This is a genomic window from Kitasatospora nipponensis (genome assembly GCF_039528135.1).
In the GTDB taxonomy this organism is placed as follows: domain Bacteria; phylum Actinomycetota; class Actinomycetes; order Streptomycetales; family Streptomycetaceae; genus Kitasatospora; species Kitasatospora nipponensis.
This window is the reverse complement of sequence record NZ_BAAALF010000020.1, coordinates 37,185-51,992: the sequence shown is the minus strand read 5'-3', so window position 1 is coordinate 51,992 and position 14,808 is coordinate 37,185. Positions and strand designations below refer to the sequence as shown.

The 14,808-nt window shown below is 72.6% G+C and carries 10 protein-coding genes; 1 reads left to right on the top strand and 9 read right to left on the bottom strand.

Translation table 11 applies throughout. From position 1 onward, the window contains the following. Window positions 1–110: 110 nt before the first annotated feature. From pflA to ABD323_RS08915, 6 genes are all read right to left on the bottom strand, one after another. Complete coding sequence (pflA, locus tag ABD323_RS08940) at window positions 111–896, bottom strand: pyruvate formate-lyase-activating protein (protein ID WP_425555918.1); 786 nt, start codon at window positions 894–896, stop codon at window positions 111–113. Window positions 897–976: 80 nt separating this feature from the next. Continuing rightward, window positions 977–3,238 (bottom strand): formate C-acetyltransferase, encoded by a 2,262-nt coding sequence (pflB, locus tag ABD323_RS08935; protein WP_344440705.1) that lies wholly within the window; start codon window positions 3,236–3,238, stop codon window positions 977–979. 28 nt (window positions 3,239–3,266) lie between these two features. After that, a complete protein-coding gene (gene adhE / locus ABD323_RS08930) occupies window positions 3,267–5,912 on the bottom strand; it encodes a bifunctional acetaldehyde-CoA/alcohol dehydrogenase (protein ID WP_344440704.1) in 2,646 nt (881 codons plus the stop codon). A 238-nt stretch (window positions 5,913–6,150) separates the two neighbouring features. Beyond that, window positions 6,151–7,008 (bottom strand): universal stress protein, encoded by an 858-nt coding sequence (locus ABD323_RS08925; RefSeq protein ID WP_344440703.1) that lies wholly within the window; start codon window positions 7,006–7,008, stop codon window positions 6,151–6,153. A 145-nt stretch (window positions 7,009–7,153) separates the two neighbouring features. Beyond that, complete coding sequence (locus ABD323_RS08920) at window positions 7,154–7,963, bottom strand: universal stress protein (protein ID WP_344440702.1); 810 nt, start codon at window positions 7,961–7,963, stop codon at window positions 7,154–7,156. A gap of 40 nt (window positions 7,964–8,003) precedes the next feature. Then, window positions 8,004–10,385 carry a phosphoketolase family protein gene (locus tag ABD323_RS08915; RefSeq protein ID WP_344440701.1) on the bottom strand — a complete coding sequence of 794 codons (2,382 nt, stop codon included), beginning with the start codon at window positions 10,383–10,385 and terminating at the stop codon, window positions 8,004–8,006. A 338-nt stretch (window positions 10,386–10,723) separates the two neighbouring features. Here ABD323_RS08915 and ABD323_RS08910 point away from each other — a divergent pair, with 338 nt between their 5' ends. Then, window positions 10,724–11,599, top strand: coding sequence for a universal stress protein (locus tag ABD323_RS08910; protein WP_344440700.1), 876 nt, complete (start codon window positions 10,724–10,726; stop codon window positions 11,597–11,599). Window positions 11,600–11,971: 372 nt separating this feature from the next. On the opposite strand, the gene ABD323_RS08905 is transcribed toward ABD323_RS08910, so the two are convergent. From ABD323_RS08905 to argF, 3 genes are read right to left on the bottom strand one after another with little or no spacing between them, the layout of a single operon-like run. Then, window positions 11,972–12,763 carry a ribosome hibernation promotion factor gene (locus ABD323_RS08905; protein WP_344440699.1) on the bottom strand — a complete coding sequence of 264 codons (792 nt, stop codon included), beginning with the start codon at window positions 12,761–12,763 and terminating at the stop codon, window positions 11,972–11,974. A 22-nt stretch (window positions 12,764–12,785) separates the two neighbouring features. Continuing rightward, entirely contained in the window at window positions 12,786–13,781 is a 996-nt protein-coding gene (locus tag ABD323_RS08900) for a carbamate kinase (RefSeq protein WP_344440698.1), read from the bottom strand. A 2-nt stretch (window positions 13,782–13,783) separates the two neighbouring features. Beyond that, a complete protein-coding gene (gene argF / locus ABD323_RS08895; RefSeq protein ID WP_344440697.1) occupies window positions 13,784–14,788 on the bottom strand; it encodes an ornithine carbamoyltransferase in 1,005 nt (334 codons plus the stop codon). Between the last annotated feature and the right edge of the window lie 20 nt (window positions 14,789–14,808).

Here is a 14,808-nt window from a genome sequence, read left to right as displayed (position 1 = left end):
CAGCGCCCACCGCCCGCAGCCCGGCCGGTGTTCGACCGCAGGAGGCTCCCCGGTACGGTCGATGAGCTGCGGGTCTCGACCGTTCCGGGGAGTGGGCAGGACGGCCGCGATCAGACGGCGTGCAGCCCGTGGGCGGCGAACACCGCGCGGGCCGCGGTCACCTGGTCGCCGGTCGGTACCGGCGCGTCGGCGAGGGTGAACTCCAGGCCCAGCGCACGCCATTTGGCGGTGCCGAGCTTGTGGAAGGGCAGCACGTCGACCCGGGTGACGTTGCCGAGGGAGGCGGCGAAGGAGGCGACGCCCTCGATGTTCTCGGGAAGGTCGGTGAGCCCCGGGACGAGGACGAAGCGGACCCAGATCTGGGTGTCGAGGCCGGCCAGGCGGCGGGCGAAGTCCAGGGTGGGGGCGAGTCGCTGCCCGGTCAGGTGCCGGTAGAGCGCACGGTCCCAGGACTTGATGTCGAGCAGGACCAGGTCGGTGTCGGCGAGCAGCGCGTCGGTGGCGCGGGCACCGAGGAAGCCCGAGGTGTCCAGCGCGGTGTGCAGGCCGAGTTCGTGCTTGAACCGGTGCAGCAGCTCGCCGGTGAGCTCCGGCTGGAGCAGCGGCTCGCCGCCGCTGATCGTCGCCCCGCCGCCCGAGGCGTGGATGAACTCGGTGTACTTGGCGACCTCCTGGACGATCTCCTCCGCGGTGGCGCGCCGGCCGTCGCGCAGGTGCCACGTGTCGGGGTTGTGGCAGTAGAGGCAGCGCAGCGGGCAGCCGGCCAGGAAGGCGACGAAGCGTGTGCCCGGGCCGTCGACACCGGTCGACAGGTCCCAGGAGTGCAGCATGCCGGTCACCGGGCAGGACGGGGGAACGGCGCCGCCGGCCGAGGCGGCGGCGGAGGTCTTGGTCATGGCGGTTCTCCTTGCGCAGAGGCGCGGTGCCGACGCCCGTGGTCGGGGAGGACGTCGGCACCGCGCGCGGGTGGGCGCTGCTACAGCGCGCCGTGGAAGGTGCGGCCGATCACGTCGAGCTGCTGCTCGCGGGTGAGGCGCACGAAGTTGACCGCGTAGCCGCTGACCCGGATGGTCAGCTGGGGGTGGTTCTCCGGGTGTTCCATGGCGTCCAGCAGGGTCTCGCGGTTCAGGACGTTGACGTTCATGTGGAAGCCGCGGCAGGCGGTGTACCCGTCGAGCACGCCGACCAGGTTGTCGATCCGCTCCTGCGCGGTGCGCCCGAGCGCGTCGGGGGTGACGGTGTTGGTCAGGGAGATGCCGTCCTCGGCCTGCTCGTAGGGGAGCTTGGCCACGGACAGGGCCGCGGCGACGTAGCCGTGGCGGTCGCGTCCGTTCATCGGGTTGGCCCCCGGGGAGAAGGGCTCACCGGCCTTGCGGCCGTCCGGGGTGGCGCCGGTCTTCCTGCCGTAGACGACGTTGGAGGTGATGGTCAGCACGGACTGGGTGTGCTCGGCGCCCCGGTAGGCGGGGTGCCTGCGCACCTTGCCCATGAACTCCTCGACCAGCCGCACCGCGATGGCGTCCGCCCGGTCGTCGTTGTTGCCGTAGGCCGGGTACTCGCCCTCGACGAGGTAGCCGACGGCGAGGCCGGTGTCGTCGCGCACCGGGCGGACGGTCGCGTACCGGATGGCGCAGAGCGAGTCCGCCGCCACCGCGAGGCCGGCGATGCCGCACGCCAGGGTGCGGCGCACGTCCCGGTCGTGCAGAGCCATCTCCAACCGCTCGTAGGCGTACTTGTCGTGCATGTAGTGGATGACGTCCAGCGCGTGGACGTAGGTGGCGGCCAGCCAGTCCAACTGCTCGTCGAACCGGGCCAGTACCTCCTCGTAGTCGAGGACGTCACCGGTGATCGGACCGGTCGCGGGGCCGACCTGGACGCCGGAGATCTCGTCCCGGCCGCCGTTGATCGCGTAGAGGAGGGTCTTGGCGAGGTTGACCCGGGCACCGAAGAACTGCATCTGCCGGCCGACCGGCATCGCCGAGACGCAGCAGGCGATCGCGGTGTCGTCACCGAAGCGCGGGCGCATCAGCTCGTCCGACTCGTACTGGATGCTGGAGGTGTCGATCGAGACCTGGGCGCAGAACTCCTTGAAGCCCTGGGGCAGTTGCGGGCTCCAGAAGACGGTCATGTTGGGTTCGGGGGCGGGGCCGAGGTTGTAGAGGGTCTGGAGGTAGCGGAAGGAGGTACGGGTCACCAGCGGCCGCCCGTCCTGGCCGATGCCGCCGATGGACTCGGTCACCCAGGTCGGGTCGCCGGAGAACAGTTCGTCGTACTCGGGGGTGCGCAGGAACCGCACGATCCGCAGCTTGATGACGAAGTCGTCGACCAGCTCCTGCGCCTGCCCCTCGGTCAACCGGCCCGCGTCGAGGTCCCGTTGCAGGTAGATGTCGAGGAAGGTGGAGGTGCGCCCGAGCGACATCGCGGCGCCGTTCTGCTCCTTCACCGCCGCCAGGTAGGCGAAGTAGAGCCACTGGACCGCCTCGCGGGCGGTCGTGGCGGGGCCCGAGACGTCGTGGCCGTAGCTCGCGGCCATCTGCTTCAGCTCGCCCAGCGCCCTGATCTGTTCGGCGATCTCCTCGCGCAGGCGGATGGTCTCCTCCAGCCGCGACGGGTCGCGCGGCAGCTGGTCCAGTTCGGCCTTCTCGGCCCGCTTGGTCTCGATCAGCCGGTCCACGCCGTACAGCGGGACGCGACGGTAGTCGCCGATGATGCGGCCGCGGCCGTAGGCGTCGGGCAGGCCGGTGATGACGCCGGCCTTGCGGGCGGCGAGGATCTCCGGGGTGTAGGCGTCGAAGACGCCGTCGTTGTGGGTCTTGCGGTACTGCGTGAACACCTTCTCCAGCTCAGCGCAGACGGGGTAGCCGTAGGTCTTCAACGCGCCGGCGACCATCCGCCAGCCGCCGTAGGGCATGATCGCGCGCTTGAGCGGGGCGTCGGTCTGCAGCCCGACGATCAGCTCCCGTTCCCGGTCGACGTACCCGGGCGCGTGCGCGGTGATGCCGGCGGGGACGTCGTAGGAGACGTCATACACCCCCTTCGCCCGCTCCTCGGGGAGGCGGTCGGTGATCTGCTTCCAGACCGCGAGGGTCCGCTCGGTGGGCCCGGCCAGGAAGGAGGCGTCCCCCTGGTAGGGGGTGTAGTTGTGCTGGATGAAGTCGCGCACGTCGACGGCGGCGCGCCACCGGTCTCCCCGGAACCCGTGCCAGGCGGTCGCGGTCCCCTGCTGCTGTGCGGTCATGGTCGGTCCGTCCTTCTCGCTCGGGTGGTCAGGAGTGGTCGCCGTAGTAGGCGTGGCGCATCAGCTGCTGCATGTCGGCCAGCAGCGGCATCCGGGGGTTGGCCGGGGCGCACTGGTCCTCGTAGGCGTTCATCGCCTGCTGCGGCAGGGCGGCCAGGAACGCCGTCTCGTCCACGCCGGCTTCCTTGAAGGAGCGCGGGATGCCCACCCGGTCGCGCAGGTCCTCGATGGCGGCGGCCAGGGACTCCACGCCCTGTTCGGGGGTCTCGGCGGGCAGGCCGAGCATGCCGGCGATGGCCTGGTACCGCTCGGGAGCCACGTAGCTGCGGTACTTGGGCCAGCTGGTGACCTTCGCCGGGGCCGTGCCGTTGTAGCGGATGACGTGGGGCAGCAGCAGGGCGTTGGTGCGGCCGTGGGCGACGTGGAAGGTGGCGCCCAGGGTGTGGGCCATGGCGTGCACCACGCCGAGGAAGGCCGAGCCGAAGGCCATGCCGGCGATCGTGCCGGCGTTGTGCATCTTCTCGCGGGCGACCGGGTTGTTCGGACCGTCGGTGACGGCCTGCTCCAGGTGGTCGAAGATCAGCCGGATGCCCTGCAGGGCCAGGCCGTCGGTGAAGTCGTTGGCGTAGACGGAGACGTAGGTCTCGATGCAGTGGGTGAGGGCGTCGAAGCCGGTGTCGGCGGTGACCGCCGGCGGCAGGTGGGTGGTGAGCGCGGGGTCGACGATGGCCACGCTCGGGGTGAGCGCGTAGTCCGCCAGCGGGTACTTCTGTCCGGTGGCGGTGTCGGTGATCACCGCGAACGGGGTGACCTCGGCCCCGGTGCCCGATGTCGTCGGGATGCACACCAGCTTCGCCTTCTCCCCGAGGTCGGGGAAGGTGAAGGCGCGCTTGCGGATGTCGAAGAACTTCTCCTTCAGGTCGGCGAAGTCGACCTCGGGGTGCTCGTACATCAGCCACATGACCTTGGCGGCGTCCATCGGCGAGCCGCCGCCGAGGGCGACGATGGTGTCGGGCCCGAAGTCGCGCATCAGCTCGGCGCCGCGGCGGACGGTGTCGATGCTCGGGTTGGGCTCGACGAAGTCGACCACCCGGACCTCGACCGGCTCGCGGCGGCGGTCCAGGATGCCGCGGATCCGCTCCAGGTGACCGATCTCCACCATGGTCCGGTCGGTGACGACGACGACGCGGTGGGCGTTCGGCATGCTCGCCAGGTACGCGACCGAGTTGCGCTCGAAGTAGATCTTCGGCGGGACCTTGAACCACTGCATGTTGGTGTTGCGCCGCCCGATCCGCTTGATGTTCAGCAGGTTGAGGGCCGAGACGTTGCCTGCCACCGCGTTGTGTCCGTAGGAGCCGCAGCCCAGCGTGAGTGAGGGGGTGAAGGCGTTGTAGACGTCGCCGATGCCGCCCTGCGAGCTGGGCGCGTTCCAGATGATCCGGCACGCCTTGACCGCGTGCCCGAACTCCTCGACGAACGCCGCGTCCTCGGTGTGCACCGCCGCCGAGTGCCCCAGTCCGTTGAACTCCACCATCGCCGAAGCCAGTTCGACGCCCTCGCGGCGCGAGGCGGCGGTCAGCACGGCCAGCACGGGGCAGAGCTTCTCCCGGGTCAGCGGCTCCGACGGCCCGACCCGTTCGGCGTCCACCAGGATCACCGAGGTGTCGGCCGGCAGGTCGAAGCCGGCCGCCGCCGCGATCTGCACGGCCGAGCGGCCCACCACGTCGGCGTTCAGCCGCTCCCCCGCGCACCCGCTCCCGCCCGCGGCGCCGAACAGGTACCGCTCCAACTGCGCCTTCTCCTCGGCGTTCGCGTGGTGCGCCTTCAGGGCGCGGAACTCGGCGAGCGCCGCGTCGCGGATCTCCGCGTCCAGGATGACGGCCTGCTCGGAGGCGCAGATCATGCCGTTGTCGAAGGTCTTCGACAGCACGATGTCGTTGACGGCCCGCTTCAGGTCCGCACTCCGCTCGACGTAGGCGGGGACGTTGCCGGCGCCGACGCCGAGGGCCGGCTTGCCGCAGGAGTACGCGGCCCGGACCATCGCGTTGCCGCCCGTGGCGAGGATGGTGGCGACGTCCGGGTGGTTCATCAGGGTGTGGGTGGCCGCCATCGACGGCTCCTCGATCCACTGGATGCAGGACTCCGGTGCTCCGGCCGCCACCGCCGCCTCCCGCACGATCCGGGCCGCCTCGGCCGAGCAACGCTGTGCACAGGGGTGGAAGGCGAACACGATCGGGTTGCGGGTCTTCAGCGCCAGCAGGCACTTGAAGACGGTGGTGGAGGTGGGGTTGGTGACCGGGGTGATGCCGGCGACCACGCCGACGGGCTCGGCGATCTCCACGATCCCGTCGATCTCGTCGCGGTACACCACCCCGACGGTCTTCGTGCGGGCCATCACGTGGGTGACGTTCTCGCAGGCGAACACGTTCTTGACGGCCTTGTCCTCGAAGAGGCCGCGCCCGGTCTCCTCCACCGCCAGCGCCGCGAGTGCGGTGTGCTGGGCCAGCGCGGCCAGGGACGCCTTCTTGACGATGTGGTCGACCTGCTCCTGAGTGAAGTCGGCGTACTCCCGAAGAGCCGTCAGCGCGTCGGCGACCAAGGCGTCGACGGCGGTCGTGGGCGCCGGAGCGGGGGCGGGAGGAGCCGGTTCCTCGGCCTGCGGGCGGCGGGGCATGGCGGGACCACCTTTCGGTTCTTCGTCCGGGGATCGTGCGCCGGCGGGTGTCGCCTGCGCTTTCACCCACAGCCTTCCCGAGCAACGACGCGCAGGGAGGCGGCCGTTGGGGTACGCCTGCGGGCCGAAGGTCCCTCCTCCGCAGGCTCCCGGGTGACCACGGCCCGGGGAGGAACACGGCGGTGGCCGTGACAGGACCTGGTGTCGGTCCTGCCACGGCCACCGTGGTGTCGTCGGGTCAGTCGTGCGGCACCACCGCGACGGGGCTGTGCGCGTGGTGCAGCACCGCGTGGGCCACGGCGCCCAGTCCGGGCAGGGCCGGCCGGATCCTGGGGGTGCGCCGGCCCACCACCACCAACGAGGCGCTGCGGGACGCCTCCACCAGTGCCCGCCCGGCCGGCCAGCCGGTCACCTCGGCGTCGACGGGCACCCTGGGGAACTTCTCCCGCCAGGGCGCCAGCGCGTCCTGGAGCCGGACCAGCGCGGCGGCCGCCACGGCGTCGGTGATCTGCAGGGGGTCCACCGGAGCCGCCGTCACGTACCGCCCGGTGGGCAGATCACGGCTCTCCAGCACCCGCAGCTTCGCTCCGCGTTCGGTGGCCTGCTCGAAGGCGAAGGCGACGACCTCGGCGCTGGGCCGGGCGCTGTCCACCCCCACCACCACGTCGGACCCCACACCGTCGCCGTCCTCGCCTGCCCGGACCAGGACCACCGGGCAGGCGGCGTGCGCCGCCGTGCGCAACGCGACCGACCCGACCAGCAGTCCGGCGAGCCCACCGAGTCCGCGCGAACCGAGCACCAGCATGCCTCCACGTTCTCCGGCGGCGACCAGGGCGTGGGCCGGGTGGCCGGGCACGTGCTCGCAGGAGATCCGAAGGCCCGGCAGCACGTCCGAGAGGTGGTCCCACAGGTCGGACACCGGCCGGGGCAGCGACTGCGCCGCGTCCACGGGCTCCGCCGACAGCGCCGGCTCTGCTCCACCGGCGTGGATCATCCGCAGTGCCTGCCCGCTCCGGTGGGCCTGGTGGGCCGCCCACTCGGCCGCCGCCGTGCTCTGCGCCGATCCGTCGACTCCCACCACCACAGCGTGCGACATGATCACGACCTCCTTCGTTTCCACGGTCGCGGCACCGATGTGTGCGACCTCGTGTCTGACGGACAGGCTCGCGCCCGGGTGCAGGGCGGCCACAGAGGCCGAGCAGTCCCCGGCCGGGTCCGAAGGTCCCGGCCGGGGACTGCTCTCACGCCTCGGGTACGACCGTCACCGGGCAGTCGGCGTGGTGCAGGACGGCGTGGGCCACCGGGCCGAGGTGGCCGGCCCGATCCGCCGGGCGGCGGCCGAGCACCAGCAGCCGGGCCTTGGCCGACGCCTCCACCAGGACCGGTCCCGGTGCGGCGTCCTCGGTGTCCGCGATCACCGCGACCTCGGGATGGGCCGCCTGCCAGGGCTCCAGGACCCGGGCCAGCAGCACGCTCTCGCCGCTGTGGCCCTCGCCCGCCCCTGCCGGACCCGCCCCGGCGTGCACGACGCGCAGCGGCAGGCCGTACCTCCGCGCGGCCTGGAAGGCGAAGAGCAACGCCGCCTCGGCGGGGCGGCGGGCGTCCAGCCCCACCACCACCTGCTCGCGCGGATGCGTGCCCGGGCCGTTCGCCGGGAGCAGCACTGTGGGGCTGCCGGCCCACGCGGCGACGTGCAGCGCGGTGGAGCCGACGCGAAGATCCGCAAAGCCGCCGCTGCCGCGTGCCCCGAGCACCAGCAGCTCGGCGTCCTCGCCCGCGGCGACCAGCGCCGAGGTGACGGCATCGTGGACCTCGTCGGTGCGGACCGGCAACTGCGGGTGGCGCACCGCGAGAACGTGCCGGACCTCGTGGAGCAGGTCCCCGGCGGGCCGGGCCGGCCGGCTCCCGCTGGGGAGCAGGTGCGGCATCAGGGGCAGGGCGTGCAGCACGCGCAGCGGGCGGCCGCGCAGCAGCGCCTCGCGGGCGGCCCAGTCGGCGGCCGCCAGGCTCGCTTCGGAGCCGTCGACGCCGATGGTGACGGGCAGGTCCATGGTGTTCGTCTCCTTCCGGTGGAGGGCCTTTCGCTCCGGATCAGCTGCCCGGCCGCCAGTCGGCGATCTCGGGCAGGTCGGTGCCGTGTTCGCGGATCCAGTCGTGGTGCCGACTGCGCTGGTCGGCCATCGCCTGCCGGACGGCGGCCGCTCGCACGGCCAGGCCGGGGACGCGGTCGATGACGTCCATCACCAGGCGGTAGCGGTCGAGGTCGTTGCGGACCACCATGTCGAAGGGCGTGGTGGTGGTGCCGGACTCCTTGTAGCCGCGCACGTGCAGGTGCGGGTGGACGGTGCGGCGGTAGGCGAGGCGGTGGATCAGCCAGGGGTAGCCGTGGTAGGCGAAGATCACCGGCTTGTCCTGGGTGAAGAGGGCGTCGAACTCGGTGTCGGGCATGCCGTGCGGGTGCTCCTCGGCGGGCATCAGCCGGGCCAGGTCCACCACGTTGACCACCCGCACCCGCAGGTCCGGCAGGTGACGGCGCAGCAGCTCGGCGGCGGCGATCACCTCCTGGGTCGGCACGTCACCGGCGCACGCCAGCACCACGTCCGGCTCGCGGGTGCCGTCGTCGGTGCCGGCCCACTCCCAGATCCCGGCCCCGCGCGCGCAGTGGGCGCGGGCCTCCTCCAGGCTCAGCCAGTCGAAGCAGGGTTGCTTGCCGGCCACGACGACGTTGACGTAGTCACGGCTGCGCAGCACGTGGTCGGCGGTGGCGAGCAGGGTGTTGGCGTCCGGCGGGAAGTAGACGCGCACGGCTTCGGGGCTCTTGCTGAGGACGTGGTCGACGAAGCCGGGGTCCTGGTGGGAGAAGCCGTTGTGGTCCTGGCGCCAGACGTGCGAGGTGAGCAGGTAGTTGAGGGAGGCGATCGGGGCGCGCCAGCCGATCGTGCGGGTGGTGCGCAGCCACTTGATGTGCTGGTTGACCATCGAGTCGACGATGTGGACGAACGCCTCGTAGCAGGAGAACAGGCCGTGGCGGCCGGTGAGGAGGTAGCCCTCCAGCCAGCCCTGGCAGGTGTGTTCGGAGAGGATCTCCAGAACCCGGCCGTCATGGGCGAGGTTCTCGTCGGTGGGCAGCGTCTGGGCCTGCCAGGCCTTGCCGGTGGCTCCGTAGACGGCCTGGAGCCGGTTGGAGGCGGTCTCGTCGGGCCCGACCAGGCGGAAGTCGCGGCGCTCGGCGGTGTCGACCATCACCTGTTCGAGCAGGTCACCGAGGACGCGGGTGGGTTCGTGCAGGGTCGTGCCGGGCTTGTCGACGGGGACGGCGTAGTGCTCCAGGGCGGGCAGGGGCAGGTCGCGCAGCAGCAGGCCGCCGTTGGCGTGCGGGTTCGCGCCGAGCCGGCGGGTCCCGTCGGGGACGCAGTCGAGGACCTGCGCGGTGGGCCGGCCGTGCTCGTCGAACAGTTCCTCGGGCCGGTAGGAGCGCAGCCATGCCTCCAGCTGGGCGAGGTGGGCGGGGTCGGTGCGGACCTGGTCGAGCGGCACCTGGTGGGCGCGCCAGGTGCCCTCCACCGGCACGCCGTCCACCTCGGCCGGGCCGGTCCAGCCCTTGGGGGTGCGCAGCACGATCAGCGGCCAGGCCGGGCGCTCGGTGGCCCCGTCCTGGCGGGCGGCGCGCTGGATGGCGGCGATCTTGTCCATGGCGGTGTCCATGGCGGTGGCCATCGCACGGTGCACGGCGAGCGGGTCGTGGCCGGTGACGTACAGCGGGTCGTGGCCGAAGCCGCGCAGCAAGGCGTCCAGCTCCGCCTCAGGCAGGCGGGAGAGGACCGTCGGGTTGGCGATCTTGTATCCGTTGAGGTGCAGGATCGGCAGCACGGCGCCGTCGTGCACCGGGTCGAGGAACTTGTCGCTGTGCCAGGAGGCGGCGAGCGGCCCGGTCTCGGCCTCGCCGTCGCCGATCACGCAGGCGACCAGCAGGGCGGGGTTGTCGAAGGCGGCGCCGTAGGCGTGCGAGAGGGCGTAGCCGAGTTCGCCGCCCTCGTGGATCGAGCCGGGCGTCTCGGGGGCGACGTGGCTGGGAACGCCGCCGGGGAAGGAGAACTGCCGGAACAGTCCTGCCATGCCTGCGGCGTCGCGCGTGACGGACGGGTAGGTGTCGGTGTAGCTGCCGTCCAGCCAGGAGCCGGCCAGCACCGCCGGGCCGCCGTGTCCCGGGCCCCAGACGCAGATGGCGTCCAGGTCCCGCCCGGAGATCACCCGGTTGAGGTGGGTGTACACCAGGTTCAGTCCCGGCGAGGTCCCCCAGTGCCCGAGCAACCGGGGCTTGATGTGCTCGGGCCGCAACGGCTCGCGCAGCAGCGGGTTGGCCATCAGGTAGATCTGACCGGCCGCCAGGTAGTTGGCTGCCCGCCAGCGGGCATCGAGCGCGCTCAGCTCGGCCTCGGTCGGCTCTCCCGGCGTTGAAGCGGTCACGGTCATGGCGGCGGTCTCCTCGGGATTCGGTCGGCTTCGCTGGCCGCCGACGGCGGGCCGTGCCCATCGTCACGCCACGCACCCGGCCGGACACAGGGTCGACCGGGTCACGGCCCAGCGGCTGGGCAGGGACCTGCGGCCCAGCCATCACGCCCTGGCCGAACCCGCCACGGCACCGCGGGACCTGTGGACCGCCTTCGCCCGAACACCGCCGTCGCTCCGGTGGCCGGCACAGGACCTTCGGACCACCCACCGGGCACCGGACGGCCCTGGCCGGGTACCCCGCGCCCGCGAAGACTGACCCGACACGATCACGCGTACCGCGCCCCGGAGAGGATTCACCCATGGTCGACTACCTGCTCGCCGCGATCGACGGTTCGGCACAGAGCATCGCCGCCGCCCGCTGGGCGGCCGACGAGGCCGCCCGCCACGGCCTGCCACTGCGACTGGTCCACGCCCAGACCTGGCTCGACGACCTCCGCGCCGATTCCGGCCAACCGGCCGATGTCCGCGCCCTGACCACGCGCATGCTCTCCGACGCCAAGCAGGCGCTCCGGGCCACCCATCCGGGCCTGGAGATCCGCGCCGAGCTGATCGGGGGCGGCGAGCCGGTCGACATGCTGGTCGACGCGGCCTCGGAGGCTCGTCTGCTGGTCCTCGGCTCCCGCGGCCTCGGCGGCTTCGGCGCACTCATGGTCGGCTCGATCGGGTTGGCCCTCGCCGCCCACAGCGAGGTCCCCACCGTGCTGGTGCGCTCCGGTGAAGCGGGGCGCTCCGCCGGGCCCGACGGCCCCGAGGTCGTCGTCGGCATCGACACCCGCGACCCCGCTGCGGACGTCCTCGACTTCGCCTTCCGCGAGGCCGCCCGGCGTGACGCGGTGCTGCGCGCCGTGCACGGCTGGACGCCGCCGCCGGTCTGGGGCTACGCCGGCTGGGTGCCCCCGCAGCCCGAGGCCGAGCGGTTCCGGGCCATCGAGGACGAACTCCTCACGCTGGCGATGACCGGCTGGCAGGAGAAGTACCCGGAGGTCGCGGTGGTCCGGGACAGCCGGATCGGCAGTGGCGCCGCCGCCCTGGTCGATGCCTGCGCCGACGCGGACCTGCTCGTGGTGGGCCGCCGGCACCGCCCGCACCGCCACGCCGGCCTGCGGCTCGGGCCGATCGCCCACGCCGTACTCCACCACGCGCAGGCGCCGGTCGCCGTCGTCCCGCACGACTGACCCGCGCACCGCGTCGAGGGTGGCGGACCCCGGCAGGCCGGGCGTCCGCCACCCTCTCGGCGTGCCCCGGCCGACGCCCGCCCTTGGAAGGAGCGCGCCGGACCCGGCACCTGAGAACGGCTCCCGGTTCGGCTCCCCTGCCGGCACCCTGGCGGGAGCCGCGGCGCGGAAAGTCGGAGGTGCGCCGCCGGGTACACGCCGCACGCGGCGTTCCGGGCCGGCCCGGCCGACCCCACCGGGCACCTGCCCCATCCGGGTCCCACTGCGCCGCGGAGCGGGAACGCGAGAGCCGGGGACGGCCCCACACCGTCCCCGGCCCCGCCTTTCGTGCCCGGCCGGACCCCCACGGCCGCCGGGCCGGACCCGCGCCCCCTACAGCACGGGAGTGATGAGGCCGTAGTGGCCGTCGTAGCGGTGGTACACCACGTTGCCGCGGCCGGTGGCGGCGTCGGTGAAGAACACGAACGGCAGGCCGCCCAGGTCCAGGCGCGAGACCGCGTCGGCGACGGCGAGCCGCGGCACGGCGAGCGTGCTCACCCGCAGTCCCGGCACCGGTTCGCCCTGCGGGTCGGCGGTGGCCAGCCGGTACCCGTCATCGGACGGGTCGCGGTGGACCACGCTGTCGCAGCCGCTCGCCGCGTCGGTGAACAGGTGGAAGTCGTAGTCCATGGACTCCAGTTCGAACACCGCCTCCCAAGCCGTCTGCCGCGCCAGGCTGTAGGACTTGTGCCGCACGATCCGCCGCTCCTGCTCACCGCGGGCGTGGCGCTGCGGACGGTGCTCGTGCCGGGCGCCGTCCGGCGGGCCGACCGGTGCGCTTGCGTGGCGGCGGTGGTGGTCCCGGTGGTGGCGGACGCGGGCGATCCGGGCGTTCAGGCGGTCCTGGAGCAGGTCGACGGCCTCCTGCATGGTGGTGGCGGCCACGTGGGCCCGCACCGGTGTGCCGTTCAGGTCGATGACGGCCTGGGCGAGCGAGGGCCTGGCCATCGCGTGGTGGGGCTCCTGGGTGAGCTTCACGCGGGCGGCGAGGACCGGCTCGTCCAGCCGCCCGAGCACGGCGAGCATCTTCGTGCGGGCGTAGTCGGGCGCGGCCAGGGTGACCTCGCCGCGGGTCTCCACCAGGACCTCGGTGGCGCTGGCGGGCCAGCTCTGCAGACGGTTCATCACAGTTCCCTTCCTGGTGGGTTCAGACTGTCGCGTGCGGCGCGGCCGGGCCGTGGGCCGAAGGTCCCGCCGGCAGGGCCGCACGTCCCCGGTCATCCGGTGCGGGCAGCGCACGGACCGTGGTGCCGGTGGTGCCGAGCAGTGCGCCGAGGGCGTCGTCCAGCGGGCCGATGACGGCGACGCGACCGGTCCGCTCCGCGAAGGCCGCGGCGGCCTCGACCTTGGGGCGCATCGAACCCGCGGGCAGCTCCAGCTCGTACAGCCGGCCGGGGGTGACCGTGGTGAGCGGGCCGGGGTGAGCCGAGCCGAAGCGCGTGAACACGTGGGTGACGTCGGTGAGGATCAGCAGCGCGTCGGCACCGAGCTGTTCGGCGAGCAGGGCGGCGGTGCGGTCCTTGTCGACCACGGCCTCCACACCCCGCACCTGGCCGGTGTCCGGGTTGTGGACGACCGGTATGCCACCGCCGCCGGCGGCGATCACGACGGCTCCGGTCGCCAGCAGGGTGCGGATGGCGGACACCTCGGTGATCGCCTTCGGCAGGGGCGAGGGCACCGTGCGGCGCAGGTGGTCGCCGTCACGGGCACAGGTCCAGCCGCGGTCGAGCTCCATCATCGTGGCCTGGTGGTCGGTGAGTTGGCCGCCGATGAACTTGTCGGGGTGCTGGAAGGCAGGGTCGTGCGGGTCGACCTCGGTGTGGGTGACCAGGGCGGTGACGGCGCGGCCGGGCAGCCGACCGGCGAGTTCCCGGGCGAGCAGGGTGCCGATCATGCCCTGGGTCTGCGCGCCGAGGACGTCCAGCGGGTAGGGGACGGTCAGGGCCGGGTCACTCTCGCTCTCGACGGCGAGCAGGCCGACCTGCGGGCCGTTGCCGTGCGTGATCACGAGTTCGTGTCCGGCCAGGACGAGTTCGGCCAGCGAGCGGGCGGCGTCGTGGACGTGGTGCTGCTGGACGGCGGCGTCGGGGTGTTCGCCCCGCTGGAGCAGGGCGTTTCCGCCGAGGGCGGCGACGATGCGCATGGTCAGTTGCTCCCGAGGGTGGCGACGAGGATCGCCTTGATGGTGTGCATGCGGTTCTCGGCCTGGGTGAAGACCAGGGAGGCGGGCGACTCGAAGACCTCGTCGGTGACCTCCAGGCCCTCCAGGCCGTGCTCGGTGGCGAGTTCGGCGCCGAGGTCGGTGCGCCGGTCGTGCAGGGCCGGCAGGCAGTGCAGGAAGGCGGTGTCGGGGTTGCCGGTGGCGGCCATGGTCGTGGCGTTGATCTGGTACGGGAGCAGCAGGTCGATGCGCTCCTTCCACCGGTCGTGGTCCTCGCCCATCGAGACCCACACGTCGGTGTAGAGGTAGTCGGCGCCACGTACGGCCTCCTCGACCTGGTCGGTGAGGGTGAAGCGGGCGCCGCTGTCCTGCGCGAGCAGCAGGCACTCGGAGACGATCAGCGGGTCGGGCCACAGCTCGCGGGGGGCGGCGATCCGCACGTCCATGCCGAGCAGACTGCCCATCACCATGAGGGAGTTGGCGGTGTTGTTGCGGGCGTCGCCCAGGTAGCAGAAGGAGATCTGCTCCAGCGGCTTGCGGCTGTGCTCGCGCATGGTGAACACGTCGCACAGGCTCTGGGTGGGGTGGCACTCGTCGGTGAGGCCGTTGTAGACCGGCACCCCGGCGTGGGCGGCGAGTTCGGTGACGGTGTCCTGGGCGAAGCCGCGGTACTCGATGCCGTCGTACATCCGCCCCAGCACCCGGGCGGTGTCGGCCACCGACTCCTTGTGGCCCAGGTGGGAGCTGTCGGGGCCGAGGAAGGTGGTGGTGGCGCCCTGGTCGGCGGCGGCGACTTCGAAGGCGCAGCGGGTGCGGGTGGAGTTCTTCTCGAAGATCAGCGCGAGGCGCCGGCCGGTGAGGTGCTGGCGCTCGGTGCCGGCCTTGCGGGCGGCCTTGAGGTCGGCGGCGAGGTCGAGCAGGTGGTGGATGTCGGTGGCGCTGAAGTCGAGTTCGCGCAGGTAGTGGCGGCCGTGCAGGGTGACGGTCATGGCGGATTCCTCCTGGGGGT

What these genes read in the sequence shown, in the direction of transcription:
- argF (WP_344440697.1), bottom strand. Translation starts at nt 14,788, where the DNA reads ATGACCGTCACCCTGCACGGCCGCCACTACCTGCGCGAACTCGACTTC.
- ABD323_RS08900 (WP_344440698.1), bottom strand. Translation starts at nt 13,781, where the DNA reads ATGCGCATCGTCGCCGCCCTCGGCGGAAACGCCCTGCTCCAGCGGGGC.
- pflB (WP_344440705.1), bottom strand. Translation starts at nt 3,238, where the DNA reads ATGACCGCACAGCAGCAGGGGACCGCGACCGCCTGGCACGGGTTCCGG.
- ABD323_RS08915 (WP_344440701.1), bottom strand. Translation starts at nt 10,385, where the DNA reads ATGACCGTGACCGCTTCAACGCCGGGAGAGCCGACCGAGGCCGAGCTG.
- ABD323_RS08905 (WP_344440699.1), bottom strand. Translation starts at nt 12,763, where the DNA reads ATGAACCGTCTGCAGAGCTGGCCCGCCAGCGCCACCGAGGTCCTGGTG.
- adhE (WP_344440704.1), bottom strand. Translation starts at nt 5,912, where the DNA reads ATGCCCCGCCGCCCGCAGGCCGAGGAACCGGCTCCTCCCGCCCCCGCT.
- ABD323_RS08910 (WP_344440700.1), top strand. Translation starts at nt 10,724, where the DNA reads ATGGTCGACTACCTGCTCGCCGCGATCGACGGTTCGGCACAGAGCATC.
- ABD323_RS08925 (WP_344440703.1), bottom strand. Translation starts at nt 7,008, where the DNA reads ATGTCGCACGCTGTGGTGGTGGGAGTCGACGGATCGGCGCAGAGCACG.
- ABD323_RS08920 (WP_344440702.1), bottom strand. Translation starts at nt 7,963, where the DNA reads ATGGACCTGCCCGTCACCATCGGCGTCGACGGCTCCGAAGCGAGCCTG.
- pflA (WP_425555918.1), bottom strand. Translation starts at nt 896, where the DNA reads ATGACCAAGACCTCCGCCGCCGCCTCGGCCGGCGGCGCCGTTCCCCCG.